The following is a 21,894-nucleotide window of genomic DNA, read 5'->3' as shown; positions in this document are numbered from 1 at the left end:
GCGGTCAGTCCTCGTCGTCGTCCTCGGCGGTGCGGTATTCATCCGCGCGCTCACGCCGCTCTGCTACTCGTGCCTCAAGGCGCTGGGCGACGTGCTCGCGCGGGCCGGCGAGCAGGAACACCGAGATGATCGCCGAGACGACCGCCGAGAGCAGCAGCAGCGGCCAGCCGCGCAGGCCGGCGAGCCAGAGCAGGCAGAGCGTGCCGAAGAAGACCAGCAGGCGAAGAACCGTGTAGCGCGCCATCACATACCCGAGTAGGAGTGCTGGCCGACGAAGAACACGTTGACGATGCCGTAGTTGATCAGGATGCAGGCAAACCCGGCCATGGCTACGTAGATCGACTTGCGGCCGCTCCAGCCGACCGTCATGCGGGCGTGCAGGTAGGCGGCGTAGAGCACCCAGATGACCAGCGACCAGACTTCCTTGGGGTCCCAGTTCCAGTAGTGACCCCATGCCTCCTGCGCCCACACCGCACCGGCGATGACGGTGAAGGTCCACAGCGGGAAGGCGATGATGAGGATGCCGTACGCGAGCCGGTCGAGCGTCTGGGGTGCCGGCACGGCGTTCATGAAGGCGAGCTTGTTCGGACGCGATTCACGCCAGGTCTGCACGAACCACAACGAGTGCAGCACGAACGCCACGGTGAACAGCGCCATCGACAAGGTGGCCACACTGACGTGGATCGAGAGCCAGTAGCTGCGCAGCGAGGGCATGAGCTGGCTGGCGTCGGTGAAGAAGACGACCGCAGCGAGCATCTCGAAGAGCACCACGACACCGGTCACGAAGGCACCGAGCCAGCGGACGTCATGTCGCAGCGACCAGATCAGGTAGCTCAGCATCACGAACAGCGAGCCGACCAGGGCGAACTCGTACATGTTGCCCAGCGGCGGGCGGTTGACCGACAGGCTCCGGGTGAGCACCGAGGCGCCGAGCAGCAGGGTTCCCAGCCACGACAACGAAATACCGATGCCGGCCCACGAGCGCTTCTCCGGAACCTCAGGTTCGGCAGCGACCTTGGTGACGACGGCGGTGTCGCCGCCTTCCTCGACCGCTGCGGACGCGTCCTCGGCTTCTTCCTGACGGGCCAGTGCTCGCGCGGCGCGGCCAGGGCCACCGGCGAGGTCGAGGCAGAACGCCAGCATCGCCAGCGTCAGCACCAACGCCGAGGAGTAGAGGAATTTCGTGCTGAGGTCGGCCATTTCTTCGTTTACCGACATCACCAATGTTGTGGTGGTCATCGGGCACCCGCTTTCTTCACCTGTTCAGGGTACGTCTCGGGGTCGACCCGCCTTCTCACTGTGTCGACCAGGTCATCCACGGCCAGCTGCAGCCGGGGGTCGTCGCCCTTGGCGAGCGCACCGATCTGCAGGCGGCTGCCGCCCTCGTCGGTGGGGTGCACGCGCAGGAAGATGCGGCGACGGCGCAGCACCATCGACATCACCAGGCCGGCCAAGCCGACCAGCGAACCGATGAGTGCGGGCATCTTGCCCGGGTCGGAGCGCACCGACAAGCCTGCCCAGCGCGGCACCGATTCGAGCGTGATCGAGCCTCGGCCGTCCGGGAGTTGCACCGTCTGGCCCGGGCGCACGAGCAGCCGCAGCGGCTCCCCACTGGCGTCCTTGACCTGGGTCATTTCCTGGGTGTCGAGGGAGAAGACCGACTGCGGCTTACCTCCGGGGAAGAGGTTGCCCTCGTAGAGACCGAGCACCAGTGCCGGTGCTTTCAGGTCGGGGAAGACCGAGTGCGGTCCCTGCACCTCGTCGAAATCCAGGGTGGGCAGGAACATGCCGAAGAAGCCGAGCTGCTTGGGTCCGGCGCCGGTCACCTTGACCGCGCCGACCGACTTGTAGTTGTTGTCCTGCGGCAGGAACGGCGTCGCGTCGTCGTACAACACCTCGCCCTTGGCGTCCTTGACCACGATCTTGGGGGCGTAGCCGTTACCCAGCAGGTAGACCTCGGCGTCGCCCATCGACAGCGGGTGGTTGACCGAGATCTTGTCCGTGCGGGTCTTGCCACCCTCCTCGGCGGTCACCGATGCCACGAAACTTCTCGGCTGGCCGAACTGCGGCGAGCTCGGCGGCACGTTCTGCTCAAAGGAGACGTCGAGCTTGTCCATCGTGATCGACCACGGCGGGAACTTCTCCAGGTCGACCCACGGGCCAGGGTCGACGGTGTCGTAGCGGCTCAGCGTCGAGGAGAAGGACGAACCGACCGGCACGATCACATCACCGCGCCAGCCGAGCAGCGAGCCGGCTGCGACGGAGATGATCACTACGACCAGCGAGAAGTGGAAGAGCAAGTTGCCGGTCTCGCGCATGCGGCCACCCTCGGCCGCGAGTTCGAGCGGTGCGTCGTCGTTGACGTCGTCCTGGCGCAGGCGATAACGCTTGCGGCCCAGAGCCTCTCGGGCAGCGGCGAGGACGTCCTGTGGTGCTCCGTCGACCTCAACATCTGCGCTGGCCGCGAGGCGGCCGAGCCGGGACGGCACCTTCGGGATCGGCGAGCGCAGCGACTTCAGGTGGATCTTCAGTCGCGGGATGACGCAGCCGAGCAACGAGACGATCAGCATCAGGTAGATCGCCGCGAACCACGGGCTGGCAAAGACGTCGAAGAATCCGAACTTGTCCAGCCACGGGCCGACGGTCTTGTGCTTGTCGAGGTACTCGGTGACTCGCTGGGCGTTGATCGAACGCTGCGGGAAGATCGACCCGGGCACTGCGGCGACCGACAGCATCAGCAGCAGGAAGAGCGCGGTGCGCATCGACGTCAGCTGCCGCCAGACCCAACGCATCAGACCGATCGGGCCGAGCTTCGGCTGGCTCGGCTGCGTCGGCTGCTGCTGCTCTTGCACGGAGGTGCTCATCAGATCACCGTCCGGTATCCGTCGACGCCGACAAGGTTGGTCTGCATCCAGACAATGAACTGCTCCCAGACTCCGATGATCATGAGGATACCGACGACCAGCATCAGCACACCGCCCACCAGTTGGATCGGACGATGGTGGTCGCGCAACCAGCGCGAGGCCCGTTCAGCACGCGACCAACCGGCCGCGATCAGCACGAACGGGATGCCCAGGCCGAGCGCGTAGAAGCCCGCGAGCGTCGCACCACGGGCGACGGTGCCACTGGAATCACCGAGCGGCGAGGCCAGGGTGAGGATCGCGCCGTACACCGGCCCGATGCACGGGCTCATGCCGAGACCGAAGACGGCGCCCAGCAGGGGCGCACCCACCAGACCGGCCGTCGGTCTCCACGTGACCGGGAGTCCGCGCTGCCCGATGAATCCCAGGTAGACCAGTGCCAGCAGCACGACGACCACGCCGCCGATGCGCGTCACCAGACCGCGGTGCTGCTGGGTGAGCGAGGTGGCGACACCGACTGCCATCGCCACTGCGACCAGGACGACTGCGAACCCGAGCACGAACAGCAGAGCACCGCTGATCAGTCGGGTACGGCGCCGCTCGTCGGTGAGTCCGGTGACATAGGCCAGGAATCCGGGTACGAGCGGCAGGACGCACGGCGAGGCGAACGAGACGACCCCGGCGACGATCGCCAGACCGATCGCCACGGGCATGCTGCCGGTGGCGATCGTCGAGGCGATGTCGCTGCGCACTAGGACGACTTCAGCACGTCGTCGACGAGCCCCTTGAGCGTTGCTTCACTGACCGCGCCGGAGACCCGGGCGGCGATCCGGTGATTCTTGTCGAGCACCAACGTCGTCGGGTAGTTGCGCACCTTGCCCTGCAGTGCGAGAAGTGCCTTACCGCCGTCCTCCTGCAAGGAGGGGTATGTGACGCCGAACTTGCGCAGGGTGGCCGAGGCGCGCACTGCGGAGTCGCGCTGGTTGATGCCCATCATCTGCACCGGCACACCCGACTTCTGCCAGCCTTGCCACGCCTTCTCCAGGTGGGGTAGCTCTTCCTGGCAGGGCGGGCACCACGCGCCCCAGACGTTGAGCACGAGCACCTTGTTCTTGGCTGCATCGCTGGTCCAGGGCTTGCCGTCGAGCAGCTTCCCGTCGAGCACGACCGGCTTGCCGCGCTTGTCGGCAGCGAGCTGCTCGATGGAGCCGTCGCCAGCGATGTAGCCCTTGGAGTCACCCTTGTTCGCCTGCGCTCCAACGGAATTGCCGTCGCCACCACAACCGACGAGAGCCGCCCCGATAAGTGCCGCAGCAGCGGCGTTGACTGCGCGACGCATCAGGCCCCCGGCACCTTCGAGGCCCGAGCCACCAGGTCGGCGGCCGGTTCGGCGTACTGCACGCTCACCAGCCAGTCGCCGATGAAGGTCAAGCTCGTGACGGACGCCAGCGCGCACTCCCGCTTGCGGGGGTCGTGCCACAGGCGCTTGTTTTCGTACGACTGACGGGCGGTCCACACCGGCAGCTGATGACTCACGATCACAGCCTCGTGGCCACGCGCGGCCTCACGTGCATCGGTCACCGCTGCACGCATGCGCTCGGCGATCTGCTCGTACGGCTCGCCCCAGGAGGGCACCTTGGGGTTGACCAGTTTCGGCCACAGGCGCGGGTTGAGCAGCTGCTTGGGGTTCTGGCCGACGGTCAGCCCCTCGAAGTCGTTGGCCGCCTCGATGACGCGGTCGTCGAGGGTGACCTCCTGGTGCAGCACTTCGGCCAGCGGCTCGATCGTTTCCTGGGCGCGCTCCAACGGCGAGCTGACCAGATGCGTGATGTCGTTGCGTTGGAGGTACTCCCCCACCCGCACCGCCATCTCCCGGCCGAGCTCGGAGAGGTGGAAGTCGGGCATGCGTCCGTAGAGAACACCCTTGGGGTTGTCGACCTCGCCGTGGCGCACGAGGTGGACGACGGTGCGCTCCTGGCTGCCCCGGTTGCTGGCTTCGCCTGAGTCGGTCATGCCGGGATTGTCCCATCACTTGCTGTGATCGCCCGGACGGCTGCCGGCAGCGCCGAGATGATCTGGTCGATCGCTTCGTCGTCGTGTGAACCGCTCACGAACCACGCCTCGTACGCGCTCGGCGGCAGGTGGACGCCCTGCTGCAGCATCGAGTGGAAGAAGCGTCCGAAGGCCGCGGTGTCTTGCGCCTTGGCGTCCTCATAGTTGAGCACCAGCTCGTCACGGAAGAAGACGCTGAACATCGAACCGGCCCACTGCACCACATGCGGGACGCCGGCCTTGCTGAGCTCTTCGGAGGCCGCGTCGGCGATGGTGTGGGCCACCAGGTCGAGCCGCGAGTAGAGATCAGGGGTGCATCCGCGCAGCGTGGCGAGGCCGGCTGCAGTGGCGACGGGGTTTCCGGAGAGCGTGCCCGCTTGGTAGACCGGGCCGTCCGGCGCGAGGCGGCTCATGATGTCGGCGCGACCGCCGAAAGCAGCCGCTGGGAAGCCGCCGCCCATCACCTTGCCGAAGGTGAAGAGGTCAGGCGTGCCGTCCTGGGCGCCTTCGAGGCCGAACCAGCCAGCTGCCGAGCAGCGGAAGCCCGTCATGACCTCGTCGCTGATCATCAGTGCGCCGTGGTCGCGGGTGAGTCGGCGCATCGCGGCGGTGAAACCGGGCGCGGGCGGGACGACTCCCATGTTGCCCGGAGAGGCCTCGGTGATCACGGCGGCGATCTGCTCGCCGTGTTCGGCGAACGCAGCCTCAAGAGCGGGAATGTCGTTGTAGGGCAACACGATCGTGTCGGCAGTGGTCGCACCGGGCACCCCGGCCGAGTCGGGCAGACCGAAGGTGGCCAGGCCACTGCCGGCCGCGGCGAGCAGCGCGTCGACATGGCCGTGATAGCAGCCGGCGAACTTCACCACCTTGCTCCGGCCGGTGAATCCACGCGCCAGGCGCAGCGCGCTCATCGTCGCCTCGGTGCCGCTGCTGACCAGGCGCACCTGCTCGACCGGCTTCACGCGGGCGACGATCTCCTCGGCGAGGGCGACCTCGTTCTCCGACGGCGTGCCGAAGGAGAAGCCGTGGTCGGCGGCGTCCCGCACCGCGGCCAGCACATCGGGGTGGCGGTGACCGAGGATCATCGGTCCCCACGAACAGATGAGGTCGACGTACCGGTTGCCGTCGACGTCGGTGAGCCACGGGCCTTGACCGGACGCCATGAAGCGGGGCGTGCCGCCCACTGCACGGAAGGCGCGGACCGGGGAGTTCACGCCGCCCGGGGTGACTTGCCGGGCGCGTTCAAGCAGCGCGGCCGAGGCCGAAGCATTGGGGTCAGGCATGCGTTCGATTGTCCCAGACTGGTCGCGTCGTCAACGAATCCGCCCCAGCAGCGCCGAGCACAGAGCGCCGTGCGTCTGCGAGCTAGGTGACGGTCAGGCCGGGCCGAGTGGTGTGGACGCTTGCCGGACAGCAAGTCACCGGAGCGTCAGACCAGGCCGGGTGATGTGCACGCTGCCGGTCGGTGAGGTCCAGGTGCAGTCGCCGTCGCGGGTCATGGTGACGCTCCAGCGCTTGGCGGTCTTCACCCGGTGGTGCCGCTTGCACAGCAGCTGCAGATTGGCCGGGGTGGTGTGTCCGCCGGGAGTGCCCCAGGGAATGACGTGGTCGGCTTCGCAGTACTTCGCCGATCTCGAGCAGCCGGGGTAGCGGCAGTGTTCGTCGCGGAGTTCGACGAAACGGCGGATGTGGGCCGGGACGCGGTAGGCGGGTGAGCAGGTGTCAGCCGTGACTTCCAGTTCCTCCGGACGCCCTCCTGCGCGGGCGGCGTTCGCCGTGGACGCTGTGAATCGAGTGAGTGCGGCGCGGGTCGCTTCGGTCAGGACGATCCTGCTCGTGGTCGTGACTCCGACAAGCCGACTACCCACGATCCCGTCGGTGCTGGCGGCGGGTTCGAGGTAGGCGTGGCGGACGGTCGCACGGCGCCCGGCCAGCAACCGGTCGAGCTGGTCGGCGGGGATGGACCCGACTCGGTGGTTGAGTCCTGGTACTCCCGGGCGATGGTCATCCGGTGCCGAGCCGTGCGTGTCCCAGCCGTGAGCAGCGCTCTGGCCTTCAACCAAGTGCTCGGTCACTGGCGCAGGCTCACGCCGGCGGTGCCCGTCATCGCTATTGGACGTCGCCGTCAACTCTTCGTGATCGCCGCTGGTCGCGCCGAAGGGTGCGAACTCCAATTCAGCGGCTGCGTCGACGATCGGTGCGAACCATGCCTCGAAGGCTTCTGCGTCGTACTGGTGAGCGTTCGCGGCTTCCAGGTCGAGGGATTCCTGTCGGTCGATCTCGGCGGCAGCTTGCTCAAGACTGCCGGGCACGCTGGCGCGGGCGCACCAGTCGTCCAGGTAGTGGCTGAACTCGGCGGCCAAAGCGTCTGCATCGACAGGATCGACGTGGGCACAGCGGTGCCCCGGCACATGGGCAGGGTGTTGCTCTGCAGGCTGATGTGAGGACGCGGCGCTGCCTGGCGCGTCGGCTGTGTGCCAATGGTTTTCGTCGCTCCAAGCGGTGTTACCGCCGTGGTCACCGTGCTGGGGTCGTGCTTGCTGCTCGGCTGGGTCGCACTCAGCGCAGCCCGGCGGTGGTGATGGTGCGGGTCCGAGCAGGGTGAGTTGGATGTGACACGTCACGTTCGCCATGACCAGCTGCAGTAACGCGTCGGCGCGGCATTCGCCCATGGTCTTGCCGGCGTTGGCGGGATCGGCGTGCAGTTGTTTGGCGAGGGTGTCGACCGCGGTGATGATCTGTGCGGCATAGCCGGCCGGCAGGGTCGCGATGAACTCGGTCAGGCCGGGCAGGTCACCGCCCCACCAGCGCACGTCGACCCGTTCTGTGCGTTCTGTCGTCGCCTTCTCGCTGAGGGCGTCCGGGTCGAGGGTCATGAGCCAGCGGCGTACCCACCCGAGCACCTTCACGGTGGTGGCGTCTTCGATGCGCGCTTCCAACAGTCGTTGTTCGATCTTGGCTCGGATGTCTGGGGTGGTGTGTTCGAGCAGTTCGGTGATCTTGTCGACCAGGTACATCGAGACCGCACCGGTGCCGGCCAGCCGGAGTAGACGGGGTGCGACGACGACTGCGGTGCAGGCGTCGCGGGTGACCCATGAGGCTGTTCTGGTGGTGACGCGGAGCATGGGTGCGACGTCGGCGTCGGCGAACTCTGATTGGTGGCCGAGCGGGCGCTGGGTGAGTTCACCTGGCTGGTCGGGGTGGTCGTCCACCGACGCGTACCGTGCGATCGCGGTCGACCGCACGGCTTGGGCGCTGTTGAGGACGGCTTGTGCGCCGGTGATCAGCTGTTCGTACTCGCCGCGTGGGTCACGCTCGTCAGAAGAAGCGGCGAGGGTGCGTTCGTTCAGTTCGGTCATCGCTGCGCGTGACAGTGCGAGCAGCTCTTGCGTCGAGAGCGATGCGACATGGGCGCGGGCGTGCTCGACCGCTTGTTCAGCGGGGGTTTCGAGCAGCTTTGCGACCATGAGGAGAGTCAATCATCGACCACCGACAACGCTCTGAGTCTCAGTGATCGAGGTGTGAATAGTGCTGCAAGGCAATGGTTTTTGCACCTTTGCCAATGGGCGTTGCCGAGCTTTTTCGGCGGATTTCGACACGTCCGCTCGTTCCTCGCGAACGGCTCAATCACCGGCCGTCGTTCGGGACGATCCCCTGCCCCGGCGGACTTCGACGCGCCTGATCGCGCCTCACGGACGGCGGGGTCACCGTCGATTGCTGGTCGCTCCTGGCCACCGCCGGCCGATTCGCTGGGTCTGCACAGCCAGGTGGGGTCCGGCAGTCCAGATCTGCGCTGTCATTCGCGGGCCGTGCCTGAGCACCAGGCGTCAGAGGCGTTCGCACACCTTCGACATGGTGCGACCGAGCTCGATGAGGGCGTCCTTGTCGATGACGTCGACCAGGTGCTGGCGCACGCTGGTGACGTGGGACTGAGCTGCTTGCAGCACGGCGTCCATGCCGGATTCGGTGAGCATCAGCTCGACGCCGCGGCCGTCGCCGACAGCCGCACGACGCTCGACCCAGCCCCGACGGGCGAGTCGGTTGGCGGTATGGGTGACACGGCTACGGGACTGCACGATGAGGTCGGCGAGAGCGCTCATCCGCAGGACGCGGTCGGGCGCTTCGGAGAGCATGGACAACAGCTCGTACTCGGACAGCGACATACCGGCGGCGTTCTGCAGCTCTGAGTCGAGTGCGGTTTCGAGCGCGCGCGAGCCTCTGATGTAGTGACGCCACGCTTCTTGCTGCTCGTCATCGAGCCAGTTGACCCCCGAAACACTCATACCCGCCAATTTACGCGGAGTTCAGGCCTACCAACCAGTTGCTGTCTCAACCACCTCGCCGCGAACCGACAGGATTCCGATCAGCGGACGTACGTGGGGGCCTCGCGCAGCCCGAAAGCCTTCTCCATGGTCGGCTGCTTGGTCTGCTTCAGGTGGCCGGCCAGCCATGGTCCGACGTAGCGCAAGTGCCACGGCTCGAAGTCGTAACCGGTGACTTTCTCGGCACCCTTCGGGTAACGAATGATGAATCCGTACTCAGCAGCATGCTCGGCCAGCCAGCGCCCGGCCGGGGTGTCTGCAAAACATTTGCTCACGGTGCACACCTCGGACGCGACATCGATCGCGAGCCCGGTCTGGTGCTCGGAGTGGCCCGGACGGGCCGAGTAGGCGTCCGCACGCTTGACGCCGTCGCGCTTGACATAGCCGTCGTAGAGGACGCGCTGGTCGGCGAAGGGCCGGTAGCCGCTGGCCAGCCAGAATCCAGCGCCCGCCTGCTGGGCTCCGCGCAGCATCCGCCCGTAGGCGGCGTGCGCTGCCTTCGTGAGGTCGACCCCGTCGAGCTTCTGCAACTCAGTCGGCGCTTTGGCGCCGAAGGCATGCTGCTTGTTGACGACCGCCCAAGGGCTGCTGCGCAACGACGACTCGTCATGCCGCACCCGCACACCCGTGCGTGCATCGCCGACGGTCACCACGTAACGCTGTTCGCCACCCTTGGAAGCGACCGGCACCACGGCCTTGCCGTCGGTGACCGCGGCTGTGCCGACAGTCCGGCCTGTGGCGTCCGTGACAGACACCTCGGCGCCATCCGCGACTAAGACCTGAACTCCGATGACCACCTTGTCGGTTGTCACCGGAATGGCTGCAACGTGCACGATCTCGGCGCGGTCATCGGCGTGTGCCTGCGGAACTCCAACGGCGGTGAGCGCAACCGCAGCGACACTCACTACGAGCTTCTTCACGGGTCTACTCCTATGTCGCCTGAGGACAAGACTGGCGCTGGCTCATTTTACCGTTCAGTGCCGAACGGCATCTGGTTCGGGCGCAGCGCGATGCGGCGTCCGGACGCGGGGAGCCCACTTGAAACCAGCAAGGAATGCCCAGAGCGGGTAGGCACTGAGCAGATAGACGCCACCCGCTACCGCCGCGGCGTCGATACTGGCGAAACCAATACCGGCCACCAGCATCGAAAGACCCAGCGTCAGCAACGCTTGCACCAGACCGTGCAACTGTCGCCGATCTGCGTCGGCCTCGCGGGCTGCCAGGTTGGTCGTCAACCACATCCAGTACGACGATGCGGCTACAACAGCGAGCATCACGCAGATCGGCACGGCGATCATCGCGTTGGACAGCAGCCTCGGCACCGACAAGCCGCTTGAGGGCCCACCCAGAACGAGTGCCCAGATCGCAATCGTCATCAGCGCGCCGATCATCGGGACGACGGCGACGAGAACAGCGCGACGGAGAAGCTGCATCACCCGATCATTCCGCTCGCACAGTCATGCGGCAAGGAGCTCTGTCAGAGCTTGCCCGCGACCTCCGCCGCGTAATAGGTCAGGATCATCTGCGCACCGGCCCGCTTGATGCTCGTCAACTGCTCCATGACCATGCGGTCGCGGTCGATCCAACCCTTCTCCGCGGCCGCTTCGATCATCGCCATTTCACCGCTCACGTGGTAAGCCGCCAACGGCACGTCGACCATCGGGGCGACCTGCGCGATGACGTCGAGATACAGCGTGGCCGGCTTCACCATAACGATGTCGGCGCCCTCGTCGAGATCGAGCTGCACTTCGCGCAACGACTCGGTGAGGTTGGCAGGATCTTGCTGGTAGGTCGCGCGATCGCCCTTGAGGGCGGAGTCGACGGCTTCCCGGAAGGGTCCGAAAGCAGCGGATGCGTACTTCGCGGCGTAGGCCAGCACGATCACATCGGTGAATCCGGCCTCGTCCAGCGACTGCCGGATGACGGCCACCTGGCCGTCCATCATCCCGCTCGGTCCGACGACGTGTGCGCCGGCTTCGGCCTGCGCCACCGCCATGCGTCCGTAGATCTCCAGCGTGCCGTCGTTGTCAACCGAGCCGTCGGCAGCCAGCACTCCACAGTGCCCGTGCGAGGTGAACTCGTCCAGGCAGAGGTCGGCCATCAGGACGGTGTCGTCACCCAGTTCGTCGCGCAACCTGCGCAGCGCAACGTTGAGGATGCCATCGGGATCCGTTGCGCCAGAACCGATCTCGTCCCGCTCGGCCGGCACACCGAACAGCATCAAGCCACCGACTCCGGCGTCCACCGCCTCGCGTGCAGCAACGACGAGGGAGTCGAGAGTGTGCTGGACGACACCGGGCATCGAGGCGATCGGCACCGGTGCCTCGATGCCCTCCTTGATGAACATCGGCAACACCAGATCGGCCGGGTGCAGCCGCGTCTGTGCCACCATCCGGCGCACGGCCGGAGTCTGCCGCAAACGACGCGGACGGATGATCGGCGATTGGGTCGAGAGGGTCACTGCATCTCCTGGATCGGCGGCTGGCACGGAAACCGAAAGTCTGCGCGACAACGCAGTTGAAGTGCGGGTCGCGCAGACTTTCGGGACTCTACTTCTAGGCCTTGGCCTTGCGGCGCGAGGTGCTGCGACGCTGGCTGGGACGCCGCACCTCTTCACCGGTCTCGGCGGCTGACAGCGCGAGGCTGCGGCCGAAGTCGGCGAGCGCGTCCACGAGCGCCTCGGCGGACGGCTCGGGCGCCATCACGTCGACCCGCAGGCCGTGTTCCTCGGCAGTCTTGGCCGTGGCCGGACCGATGCAGGCGACAACGGTGGTCGCGTGCGGCTTGCCGGCGATACCGACGAGGTTGCGCACCGTCGAGGACGAGGTGAAGCAGACCGCGTCGAACTTGCCGGACTTGATCGCCTCACGCACCTCCGGAGCCGGCGGGGCGGCACGCACGGTGCGGTAAGCGGTGACGTCGTCGACCTCCCAACCGATCTCCTGCAGGCCGGCCACGAGGGTGTCGGTGGCGATGTCAGCACGCGGCAGGAAGACGCGGTTGATGGGGTCGAGCAGGTCGTCGTAGTCGGGCCACGCCTCGAGCAGGCCGCGGGCCGACTGCTCACCCTCGGGCACGAGGTCGGGACGCAGGCCCCAGGCCAGCAGCGCGTCGGCAGTGACGCCACCGACGGCGGCGATCTTCAGGCCGGCGAAAGCACGCGCGTCCAGACCGAACTCCTCGAACTTCTCCCGCACGGCCTTGACAGCGTTCTGCGAGGTGAAGCCGATCCACTCGTAACGGCCGGTGACCAGGCCCTTGATCGCGCGGTCCATCTGCTGCGGAGTGCGCGGCGGCTCGACGCTGATCGTTGGCACCACATCACTGGACGCACCGAAGTCACCCAAGCGCGATGTCATCGAACCCGCTTGGTCCTTGGTGCGCGGCACCAGGACGTTCCACCCGAACAGCGGCTTGGTCTCCCACCACGACAGCGTCTCGCGGTAAGCAACCGGCGCACCGACGACGGCCACCGCCGAACCGGTGAAGCCAGCGGCCTTCAGACCCGCCTCGGCGCCTTCGAGGGCAAAGGTGTGGGTCTTTTGGTGAATCGTCGTGCCGGAGGTGGTCACCGCGACCGAGGTCTGCTCCGACCGACCGGCGTCGCGCAAGCGCACCAGGCTGGTGCGCAGCGTCTCGTCGGTGCCGAACAGCACGACCGTGGTGTCGTCTGCGGAGGACGCGGCGTAGTCGACCTTGTTGTCACTGGAAGAAATAACATGAACGGCACGAGAGCCGTTGTGCGTCAACGGAATACCCGCGTACGTCGGCACTGCCGAAGCAGCACTGACGCCGGGGACGATCTCGAAGGCGATGCCGGCCTTGTGCAGCGCGGTGGCCTCTTCGGCCAGACCGTTGAACGTCGCAGGGTCGCCGTCCATCAGACGCACGACGAGCGCGCCGTCGGTGGCCTTGGCAGCAGCCTTCACCGTGCGGACGAGCAGCTTGGCGCGCGAAGCGGTAGTCAACGCCTGACCGGTCTCACCGTGACCGGCGTCGACGATCTCGGTGCCTTCACCCACGAACGGCGCGACGAACTCTTCACGAGCCACCTGGTCGAGCACGACGACATCGGCTCGCTTCAGCAGGTCGGCCGCACGCACGGTCAACAGGCTGGGGTCGCCGGGGCCGGAGCCGACGAAGGCGACAACGGCGGGCGTCTTGGGGGTGGTGCTCACTTCTCACGCTCCATGGCGTCGGGTACTGCATTTTCAAGGTCAGATTCAGGGCCGCCAGTCGGGTCACTGGCGCTGGGTGGTCGGTCACCGGCAGCGGCACTTACGGCGCCAGGACCCGACTCCACCCTTTGATGTCGCTCCTCAACGGCCCGGGCTCGGAGGCTCCCCCGGTCCGCATCGTCGCCGCCAGTCGGGTCACTGGCGCTGGGTGGTCGGTCACCGGCAGCGGCACTTACGGCGCCAGGACCCGACTCCACCCTTTGATGTCGCTCCTCAACGGCCCGGGCTCGCAGGCTCCCCCGGTCCGCATCGTCGCCGCCAGTCGGGTCACTGGCGCTGGGTGGTCGGTCACCGCTGGCGGGTGGTCGATCACCGACAGCGGGTGGTCGATCAGCGGGGCTGTCGGAGGGCGATCTCACAGGTGCCGCGTTGTGGCTCTGGTAGGAGACGCGTCCGCTGGAAGGGATGAACTCGCGCGCACCGTCTTCGAGCAGCATCGCGGCCAGATCGCGGCCGAGCTTCTCGGCCTCGTTGAACGGACCGGTCAGCGAACGACGCAGGTCGTACGATCCGTCCGGTGACCCGACAAAGGCGCGCAGCGAAATCTCGAGGCTGCCGTCGACGTCCTCGACCACTTCGGCCAGGGCGCCGATCGGTGCCGAGCAGCCGGCTTCGAGCCCGGCGAGCACACCGCGCTCGGCGGTGATGGCAGCACGTGTGTCGGGGTCGTCCAACTGCTCGACGATCGCGCGCGTAGCGGCGTCATCAGTGCGCACCTCGACCGCCAGCGCGCCCTGCCCGGGCGCAGGAAGCATCTGCAGCGGATCGATTGCCTCGGTGATTTGGTCGGATCGACCCAAACGGCGCAGGCCGGCGCAGGCAAGGATGACCGCGTCGAGTTCGCCGGTGGTGACGCGTGCGAGGCGGGAGTCGACATTTCCGCGAAGCTCGCGGGTCTGGAATCCCAGGCCGAGCGCTGCGAGCGCGGCGACCCGGCGCGGTGAACCAGTGCCGATGGTGGCGCCGGCGGGCAACTCCCCCAGCGTCAGACCGTCGCGTGCGACGAGTGCGTCACGCGGATCCTGACGAGTCGGCACAGCGGCGATCATCAAGCCCGGCGGCTGCGCGACGGGCAGATCCTTCAGCGAGTGCACGGCGAAGTCGACCTCGCCTCGCAGCAAGGCTTCGCGCAGTGCGGCAGCGAACACGCCGGTGCCACCCATCTGCGTCAACGGCGCGGGGTTGACATCACCCTCGGTGACGATCTCGACGAGTTCGACCTCATGGCCGAGCGCGCGCAAGGCGTCTGCCACGTGGCCCGATTGGGTTATCGCGAGTTTTGATCGCCGGGTGCCCAGTCGCAACGGACTCATCGCTCTCCTCCCACCTGGCGCGGAATGTGCGACACCTTCGACACGAACGGGTCGATGTCGAACAAGGTGTGCAGCAACTTGGTGTAGTCGGCGGCGTCCTGCGAGCCGGCCAGTTCTTTCATCCGCACCGTCGGTGTATGCAGCAACTTCTCCACGATGCGGTGGATGGTCAACTGCACCTGCGCCTCCTGGCGCTCGTCGAGGGTGGTGCGTGATTCCAGTCGCTGCAGCTCGGCAGCGACGACATCGGCCGCGTAGCGACGGATCGCGGCCACTGTCGGTCCGACCGAAGCGGCGCGGCGGGTGGTCACGAACTCGGCGACCTCGGCGGTCACCAACTCCTCGACCGCCCGCACCTGGCTGCGCGAACCGGCTTCCTCGGCCACCTCACGCAGGTCGTCCAACCAGAAGACGTGGACGTCTTCCAGGTCGGCGACCTCCGGGTCGACATCGCGGGGCAACGCCAGGTCGAGGTAGACCTGTGGACCCTCGAGACGACTTGATCGGGCGTCGTCCACCGAAATCACATGGCCGACGGCACCGGTGCACGACACGATGAAGTCGGCTTCGGCCAATGCTTCCGCACGGTTTTCCCAGGGCGTCACCTTGGCGCCGGTGACGGCCGCCAGGCGCTCGGCGCTGGCGAGCGTGCGGCTGACGATCGTGACCTCAGCAGCCCCGAGGCGGCTCAGCGTGTGGGTCGCGAGGGCGCTCATTGCACCGGCACCGATCACCACGGCGCGGGCATCGCTCAGCGGACCGATGTGATGCTGCGCCAACGAGATTCCGCGCTCGATGAGCCCTTTGCTCACACTGTCGATCTCGGTCTCGGCGTGCACCCTCTTACCGACGCGCAGCGCCTGCTGGGCCACCGACTCCAGGCCGCTGCCCAGATGTCCGTGACTGCGACCGTCGCTGAGAGCTTGGCGCAACTGGGCAAGGATCTGGCTCTCCCCGACCGCGATGGAGTCGAGCCCGGCAGCCACCGAGAAGAGGTGCGCGATGGCGCGTTCCTCGTAATGGGCGTACAGGCTGTCGCCGAGCTCTTCGATGCTCAGCCCTGTGACGGCGCACAGCGCTTCGCTCATCTCGCCGACGGCGCCGTGGAAGGTGGCGACCTCGCCGTAGATCTCGACCCGGTTGCAGGTGGAGACGATCATCCACTCGTCCACATGATCGCCCTGGCCCAGGACGATGTCGAGCAGTTCGCCCCGGTCACCCAACGCGGCTTGCTCGAGGAGTTCGACCGGGGCCGAACGGTGGGACAAACCCACGACCAGAAGGCTCACGAGGTGACCTCCGTGAGCGAGTCTGCGCTGACCAACTCCGCGCGGGCGCGTTGTTCGTGGAAGGCGAGGATCTGCAACTCGGTGGCGAGGTCGACCCGTCGCACCGCGACAGTGTCAGGCACGGTCAGCTGCCCGGCGGCGAAGTTGAGGATGGAGCGAACACCGCGCGCCACGAGCTCGTCGCAGGCCGACTGCGCCGCGTGCGGCGGGGTGGCGATGACGCCGATCACTGACTCATCGGCAGCAGGACGGAATCCGTCGAAGTCGACGACGGTGAGTGTCGACAATTGCGTGCCGGCCAGCTGCGGATCGGTGTCGATGAGCCACCGGACGCTGAAGCCACGGGTGGAGAAACCGCTGTAGTCGGCCAAGGCACGTCCCAGATTGCCCATTCCGACGATGGCTACGGCGAACTCGCCCTGCAACCCCAACTCACGGGTGATCTCGTCGGAGAGTCGTTCGACGTCGTACCCGACGCCCCGCACTCCGTAGGAACCCAGGAAGGAGAGATCTTTGCGTAATCCGGACGAGCGCACTCCCGCCGCGTCGGCCAACTCCTCGGAGCTGACGACCTCGACTCCGCGGCCGCTCAAGGCTCGGAGCACCCGCAGGTACACCGGCAGCCGAGCGACGGTCGCATCAGGAATTTCCCGACGCGAAGTGGGCGCGTTGGTCACAGGGATTTGACACTCCTCCCGATGAGGCGACACGGCGTATACCAAACGCTGGTCACCCCTGGTTCACGACCCCCCGAGGATAGGTTCTTGTGAACGCAAGCACAAAGTCGCGTGAACGCGCCAAACGTGCTAGGAGGTGGGTGTGGTAAGGGTCACAGCCCGATCAGCGCTGTAGAGCGGCGCGTAACTGCTGCTCATCGACCCTCCACTTGGAGTGCTGACGGCCGTCGACGACGGTCACCGGGATGAGCTCGCCGTACTTCGCCATGAGCTCCGGATCACCGGAGATCGTGACCTCCTGCCAACCGACTCCGAGGTCGGCACACACGCGCTCGACGACGGCGCGCGCGTCATCGCACAGGTGGCAGCCCGGGTTGCCGTAGAGGACGACTCGCGTCTGCATCGTCACACCGAACCTCAGAAGAAGACCGAGCGACGTTGCAGCAGCAGCGAATACAGCGTCTGCTGGATCGTCTCGCGCACCTGGTCGGTGACGTCGAAGAGCACCATGGGGTCGTCGGCCGCGGCCGAGCCGTACTGCGCGGTCTCGATCGGTTCGCCGAACTCGATGATCCACTTGCTCGGCAACGGAATCGCTCCGAGCAGACCGAACAACGGGAAGAAGGGCGTGATCGGGAAGTACGGGAATCCGGCCAGACGCGCGATGCCCTTGGCATTACCGATCATCGGGAAGATCTCCTCGGCCCCCACGATCGAGCACGGGATGATCGGTGCCCCCGCACGCACCGCCGCGGAGACGAAGCCGCCGCGCCCGAAGCGCTGCAACCGGTAGCGATCGCTGAACGGCTTGCCCACCCCCTTGAAACCCTCGGGGAAGACCGCCACCAACTCGTCACTCTCGAGCAGGCGCTCGGCATCGGGATTGGCGGCGAGGGTGGTGCCTGACTTGCGCGAGAGTTCACCGATGAAAGGCGACTGGAAAACCAGGTCGGCGCCGAGCATGCGCACGAAACGATGATTCGGGTGCTCGTCGTGGATCGCGACCTGCGTCATCAGACCGTCGACCGGGACGGTGCCGGAGTGGTTGGCGACGACGAGCCCGCGGCCCTCGCTCGGGATGTTCTCGACGCCGCGCACCTCGACACGGAACCACCGCTTGTACAACGGCCGCAGCAACGGCAACCAGACCTCGCGGGTGAACTCTTCGTCGAAGCCGAAGTCGTCGATCGCGTAGTCACCGGTGATCCGGCGGCGCAGGAAGGCCAGCGCTCCGGCAATCCGACGGTCGAGGTCGTCCCCACTCAGCCCGGCCGCGGTGCCGGCAGCCCGCAGCAATGACACCAGCGTCTGCACCAGCGCGGTGGGATCGGCCGGAAGATCGAACGGGAGCTCGAAGGGCAGATCGAAAGGCAAGGACGATGACGACCGGCCGGACGCCTTGCCGGCTGAGGGGTGCTCGCTGTGCGGCGCGGGGTCGGGCACGACGCGCAGCGCCGGACGCGGCGGCGGCGTCGACTTCGAGCGCACCGACTGACGGCTCGGACGCCGGGTGGCCTTCGAACCGAGCGCGTCACTGCTCTGCTGCCGCGCCCGGACAGGCTTGGGAGCAGCGGCCTTCGCGGTCTTGCCGGCGGGCGTGCGGGTTGCCGGCTTCGCCGACTTAGCGGCGGGTTTGCTGCTCTTGGGTTCAGCCACGACGCGCACCCGCCATCTCCTGGGCGCGACGAGACGGCGACGCGAAGACGTCGACGAATGCCTCGCGAGTGGTCAGCTCGGGCTCGAATCCGAGTTCGGTGCGCATGCGAGTGGTGTCCATCCCTCGTCCGTAACACAGGAAGTCCATCTGCGCGGCTTCGAAGCCACGCAGGCCGATCCGCTTGGTGATCTGCTCGACGAGTCCGCCGGCCTGCGGTGCCACCGGTACGATCGGTTTACCGGCGATCTTGGCCGCCTGGCGCACGGTGAGCAGTCCGTCGGCCGCGACGTTGACGGTGCCGCCCATCGACGACAACGTGGCCGCACGCAGCGCACCGAGGGCGTCGTCGAAGTGCAGCAACTGCAGACGTCCATCGAAACCCATCGGCACCGGCATCACCGGCATCGTGAAGTAGTCGGACAGCTGGGTGCGGAATCCGCGACCGACGACATTGGCCATGCGCAAGGTGCACACCGTGACGTCAGGGCGGCGACGGGCGAAGCCGCGCACGTAGTTCTCCACCTCGGCGGAGTCTTTACCGAAGCCACCGGTGGGTGTGCGACGCGCCTGCAACTCCTCGGTGAACATCGCCGGATCACGCGGCGAGGAACCGTAGACCGCCGCCGACGACTTCACCACCAGCCGCTTCAGCGAGTCGGCCCGCTGACAGGCAGCGAGCAGCTGCATCGTGCCGATGACGTTGATCTCTTTCTGGGAGGTACGTCCGCCCGCCTGACGCGGCGTGAGGATCACCCCAAGGTGCAGCACGGTGTCGACCTTCTCCTGCGAGATCACCTTGCCGACCATCGGGTTGCGGATGTCAGCGCGCACGAACTGAGCGCTACCCAGACTGTGCGAGGGCGGCACCGCGTCGACCGCGATCACCTTGTCGATCTCAGGATCGCGCGACAGCAACTCGGCGGTGCGCCCGCCGATGCGGCGCGACACCCCGGTCACCAATACAACCCGTCCCACGACTCACCCCTGTCCGACTCAGATCCTACGGCGCGTACGCCTGATGCAAGAGGCTCCGCCACCATGGAAGGGGGACGGAGCCAATTGTCTGAAAAGTCTGCTTACTTCTTGTTACGACGCTGGTGGCGCGTCTTGCGCAGCAGCTTGCGGTGCTTCTTCTTGGCCATGCGCTTGCGGCGCTTCTTGATGACGGAACCCATGCGTCGACGGTGTCCTTACTGGATCTCGGGAACAGGTACAAAGATGTGTGGGCTTTGAGCCCTTCGTGCCACTTTACGGCATCCGCACGCAGGTGCAGAAATCAGGCAGTGCCCATGTACGACTGCCTCAGGTAGGCATCGACCGCGTCCTGCGGAACACGGAACGAACGCCCCACGCGCACGGCGGGCAGCTCACCGGAGTGGACCAGTCGGTACACCGTCATCTTGGAAACACGCATGATGGTGGCGACCTCGGCGACGGTCATGAACGTGACATCGCCGAGCTGGCGCTCTTGCTCCATGGATGTACCAAGCCTCTCGTGACGGCGCGGCCGCGACGAAGATCGCCCGAGCCGTGATGAATGTTGCCTGGGAGCACCATAGGGGCACCTGAGCCTTCATGGAAAGTTCTCGGCAAACTTGTCCACTCAACACGCCGTGTTGCGCGGAAATTCTGCTGCTCGCGGGCTCGCTGCAGCCCTTCCGCTCCACACCGCCACCCTTTCGCGGCGCCGTCAGTCGAACCAGATGTCGAGGCCGTGGTGGGGGAAGACGGCTTCGCGGGTGGCCATGACGGCACGGTCGGTGGCGCTGTCGGGGTCGCTGCCGGTCGCCCAGGAGCGGAACCACACGTGATCGCCCTCGGCGACGCCATCGCCCATCCGCGGCGGACCAGGTCGTCCGAAGCGCTCCTTCACGTGGTCGCGCCACTCCTGCGGCACCGGCGTCTCCAGCGGGATCGGTCGGTGGGCCGCGATCGCGGTGAGGTGGGTCCAGGAACGCGGGACGACGTCGATGAGCTCGTAACCGCCACCGCCCAGTGCCACCCACTTGCCGCCGCACACCTCGTGCGACAGGTCGTGCAGGGTCTCGAAGACCGTGCGCTGGGCGTCGATGCTGATTGCCATGTGGGCCAGCGGGTCGGCGTAGTGGGAGTCGCAACCCTGCTGGGTCACCATCACCTGCGGTTTGAACGCGCGGATGACCGAGGGCACGACGGCGTGGATGCTGCGCAACCAGGCGGCATCACCGGTGCCCGCCGGCAGTTCGAGATTCACCGCGCTGCCCTCGGCCCCGGGGCCACCGACGTCCCCGGGGAATCCGGTGCCCGGGAAGAGCACGCGGCCGGTCTCGTGCACGGAGACCGTCAGCACGCGCGGGTCGTCCCAGAAGATCTGCTCGACGCCGTCCCCGTGGTGGACGTCGACGTCGACATAGGCCACGCGCTCGACACCGTTGTCGAGCAGCCATTGGATGCCCAGCGCTGCGTCGTTGTAGATGCAGAAGCCGGCGGCCCGGTCGGCCATCGCGTGGTGCAGACCACCGCAGTAGTTGACGCCGTGGTCGATCTCGCCGGTCCAGACGGCCTTGCACAGGTCGCGGGTGGCGGTCGAGATCAGCGCAGAAACATCGTGCATCCCCAGAAACGCAGGATCGTCCTCGGTGCCCAGCCCGAAGGCCTCGTCGGCGCGGCCGGGGTCGGCCGAGGCCGCCTTGACCGCTGCGATGAACTCCGGGGTGTGCACGGTCTGCAGGAAGCCGTCGATATCAGGCTCATCGCCGATGCCGACCATTTCTACATGGGGCAGGTCGAACACACCGAGGGCGCGCGCCAACCGGGTGGTCAGGTCGAGCCTGACCGGGTTCATCGGGTGCGAGTCGCCGAAGTCGTACTGGGTAAAGCTGTCATCCCAGACGACCCGGACCACTGGCGGTATCGATGCCATGGCGCGCAGCTTCTACGAGTAGGGAACCTCTGCTCAGGCCAGAACGGAGGAAGGAACAGCCGAGGGGTCGTCGCTGAGGGCGTAGATCATCGCCATCTCCTCGTCGTCCTCGGTCTCCTCGGTGGCGCCCTTCATCGGGCGACGCGAATCGGTGGGGCGGAAGCCGAAGCTGCTGGCGAACGCCACCGCACGGCCGTTGTCGGTGCCGACCCAGTACAGGACGAACTTGTAGTTCTCAGCTGTCGCCTGCTCGACGCCGGCCTCGACCAGCTTCCAGGCAACGCCCTGACCGCGCAGGCTCGGCGTCACCCAGAGACCGAAGAGTTCGACGACACGGGCGTCCTCCGTGGAACGGTTGCCGACAGAAACGACGCCGACGACCTCGTCGCCCGACTCGGCGACCATGCGCCGCGACCGCTCGACGCGGGTGCGCCAGAACTCTTCCTCGAACTGCTTCTCCTGCGTGAGTGATGCAGCGAACGCGTCCGGAGACTCCTCCAACGCGCGCAGACGCACGTCGCGATAAGTCTCCCACTCATCGGCGCCGAGCGCTCGGATCGTGATCTCACTCATGTAAGCCACC

The 21,894-nt window shown here is 66.8% G+C and carries 22 protein-coding genes and 1 pseudogene; all 23 read right to left on the bottom strand.

Going from position 1 to position 21,894, the window contains the following annotated elements; translation table 11 throughout:
- Positions 1-4 precede the first annotated feature (4 nt).
- Positions 5-244, bottom strand: a complete 240-nt coding sequence (locus tag J5M86_RS02445) for a DUF4229 domain-containing protein (protein WP_188059672.1) — start codon at positions 242-244, stop codon at positions 5-7.
- Positions 244-1,239, bottom strand: a complete 996-nt coding sequence (gene ccsB, locus J5M86_RS02440) for a c-type cytochrome biogenesis protein CcsB (protein ID WP_244328437.1) — start codon at positions 1,237-1,239, stop codon at positions 244-246. The genes J5M86_RS02445 and ccsB overlap by 1 nt, the downstream gene beginning before the upstream one ends.
- Complete coding sequence (locus J5M86_RS02435; protein WP_188059673.1) at positions 1,236-2,864, bottom strand: cytochrome c biogenesis protein ResB; 1,629 nt, start codon at positions 2,862-2,864, stop codon at positions 1,236-1,238. The genes ccsB and J5M86_RS02435 overlap by 4 nt, the downstream gene beginning before the upstream one ends.
- Positions 2,864-3,613, bottom strand: a complete 750-nt coding sequence (locus J5M86_RS02430; protein ID WP_244328436.1) for a cytochrome c biogenesis CcdA family protein — start codon at positions 3,611-3,613, stop codon at positions 2,864-2,866. Before J5M86_RS02430 ends, J5M86_RS02435 begins: the two co-directional genes overlap by 1 nt.
- The gene (locus J5M86_RS02425) at positions 3,613-4,200 is read right to left on the bottom strand and encodes a TlpA disulfide reductase family protein (protein ID WP_188059674.1); all 588 of its coding nucleotides are present in this window, start codon (positions 4,198-4,200) and stop codon (positions 3,613-3,615) included. The genes J5M86_RS02430 and J5M86_RS02425 overlap by 1 nt, the downstream gene beginning before the upstream one ends.
- Positions 4,200-4,874, bottom strand: coding sequence for a histidine phosphatase family protein (locus tag J5M86_RS02420; protein ID WP_188059675.1), 675 nt, complete (start codon positions 4,872-4,874; stop codon positions 4,200-4,202). Before J5M86_RS02420 ends, J5M86_RS02425 begins: the two co-directional genes overlap by 1 nt.
- Positions 4,871-6,196, bottom strand: coding sequence for a glutamate-1-semialdehyde 2,1-aminomutase (gene hemL, locus J5M86_RS02415; RefSeq protein WP_188059676.1), 1,326 nt, complete (start codon positions 6,194-6,196; stop codon positions 4,871-4,873). The genes J5M86_RS02420 and hemL overlap by 4 nt, the downstream gene beginning before the upstream one ends.
- A 135-nt stretch (positions 6,197-6,331) precedes the next feature.
- On the bottom strand, positions 6,332-8,380 hold the full coding sequence (locus J5M86_RS02410) for an HNH endonuclease signature motif containing protein (RefSeq protein ID WP_188059677.1): 2,049 nt from the start codon (positions 8,378-8,380) through the stop codon (positions 6,332-6,334).
- Between the two features lie 360 nt (positions 8,381-8,740).
- Entirely contained in the window at positions 8,741-9,196 is a 456-nt protein-coding gene (locus tag J5M86_RS02405; RefSeq protein ID WP_188059678.1) for a MarR family winged helix-turn-helix transcriptional regulator, read from the bottom strand.
- A gap of 80 nt (positions 9,197-9,276) precedes the next feature.
- Entirely contained in the window at positions 9,277-10,155 is an 879-nt protein-coding gene (locus J5M86_RS15360; RefSeq protein ID WP_244328435.1) for a M15 family metallopeptidase, read from the bottom strand.
- Positions 10,156-10,209: 54 nt separating this feature from the next.
- Complete coding sequence (locus tag J5M86_RS02395) at positions 10,210-10,668, bottom strand: hypothetical protein (protein ID WP_188059679.1); 459 nt, start codon at positions 10,666-10,668, stop codon at positions 10,210-10,212.
- A 44-nt stretch (positions 10,669-10,712) separates the two neighbouring features.
- Entirely contained in the window at positions 10,713-11,696 is a 984-nt protein-coding gene (gene hemB / locus J5M86_RS02390) for a porphobilinogen synthase (protein WP_188059680.1), read from the bottom strand.
- A gap of 94 nt (positions 11,697-11,790) precedes the next feature.
- Positions 11,791-13,413: a bifunctional uroporphyrinogen-III C-methyltransferase/uroporphyrinogen-III synthase gene (locus J5M86_RS02385; RefSeq protein WP_188059681.1), complete on the bottom strand. Its 1,623-nt coding sequence runs from the start codon at positions 13,411-13,413 to the stop codon at positions 11,791-11,793.
- A gap of 470 nt (positions 13,414-13,883) precedes the next feature.
- Positions 13,884-14,786 (bottom strand): annotated as a pseudogene (hemC, locus tag J5M86_RS02380) (hydroxymethylbilane synthase); the annotation flags it as partial.
- Complete coding sequence (locus J5M86_RS02375) at positions 14,783-16,075, bottom strand: glutamyl-tRNA reductase (RefSeq protein ID WP_188059683.1); 1,293 nt, start codon at positions 16,073-16,075, stop codon at positions 14,783-14,785. The pseudogene hemC and the gene J5M86_RS02375, both read right to left, overlap by 4 nt.
- Entirely contained in the window at positions 16,072-16,752 is a 681-nt protein-coding gene (locus tag J5M86_RS02370) for a redox-sensing transcriptional repressor Rex (RefSeq protein WP_188059684.1), read from the bottom strand. The genes J5M86_RS02375 and J5M86_RS02370 overlap by 4 nt, the downstream gene beginning before the upstream one ends.
- A 163-nt stretch (positions 16,753-16,915) precedes the next feature.
- Positions 16,916-17,155 (bottom strand): glutaredoxin family protein, encoded by a 240-nt coding sequence (locus J5M86_RS02365; RefSeq protein ID WP_188059685.1) that lies wholly within the window; start codon positions 17,153-17,155, stop codon positions 16,916-16,918.
- Positions 17,156-17,169: 14 nt separating this feature from the next.
- Positions 17,170-18,408, bottom strand: a complete 1,239-nt coding sequence (locus J5M86_RS02360; protein WP_188059686.1) for a lysophospholipid acyltransferase family protein — start codon at positions 18,406-18,408, stop codon at positions 17,170-17,172.
- Positions 18,401-19,384, bottom strand: a complete 984-nt coding sequence (locus J5M86_RS02355; protein WP_188059687.1) for an NAD-dependent epimerase/dehydratase family protein — start codon at positions 19,382-19,384, stop codon at positions 18,401-18,403. Before J5M86_RS02355 ends, J5M86_RS02360 begins: the two co-directional genes overlap by 8 nt.
- Positions 19,385-19,485: 101 nt before the next feature.
- On the bottom strand, positions 19,486-19,584 hold the full coding sequence (locus J5M86_RS02350) for a 30S ribosomal protein bS22 (protein ID WP_003792170.1): 99 nt from the start codon (positions 19,582-19,584) through the stop codon (positions 19,486-19,488).
- Positions 19,585-19,685: 101 nt separating this feature from the next.
- The gene (locus J5M86_RS02345) at positions 19,686-19,886 is read right to left on the bottom strand and encodes a helix-turn-helix domain-containing protein (protein WP_188059688.1); all 201 of its coding nucleotides are present in this window, start codon (positions 19,884-19,886) and stop codon (positions 19,686-19,688) included.
- 213 nt (positions 19,887-20,099) lie between these two features.
- Positions 20,100-21,311 (bottom strand): acetoin utilization protein AcuC, encoded by a 1,212-nt coding sequence (locus tag J5M86_RS02340; RefSeq protein ID WP_244328434.1) that lies wholly within the window; start codon positions 21,309-21,311, stop codon positions 20,100-20,102.
- Positions 21,312-21,344: 33 nt separating this feature from the next.
- Positions 21,345-21,884: a GNAT family N-acetyltransferase gene (locus tag J5M86_RS02335; RefSeq protein WP_188059689.1), complete on the bottom strand. Its 540-nt coding sequence runs from the start codon at positions 21,882-21,884 to the stop codon at positions 21,345-21,347.
- Positions 21,885-21,894 lie beyond the last annotated feature (10 nt).

Origin of the sequence: Yimella sp. cx-51, assembly GCF_017654605.1 — a bacterium.
GTDB lineage: Bacteria > Actinomycetota > Actinomycetes > Actinomycetales > Dermatophilaceae > Yimella.
Note: the sequence above shows the minus strand (reverse complement) of the source record. Positions and strands in the feature narration are given on the sequence as shown.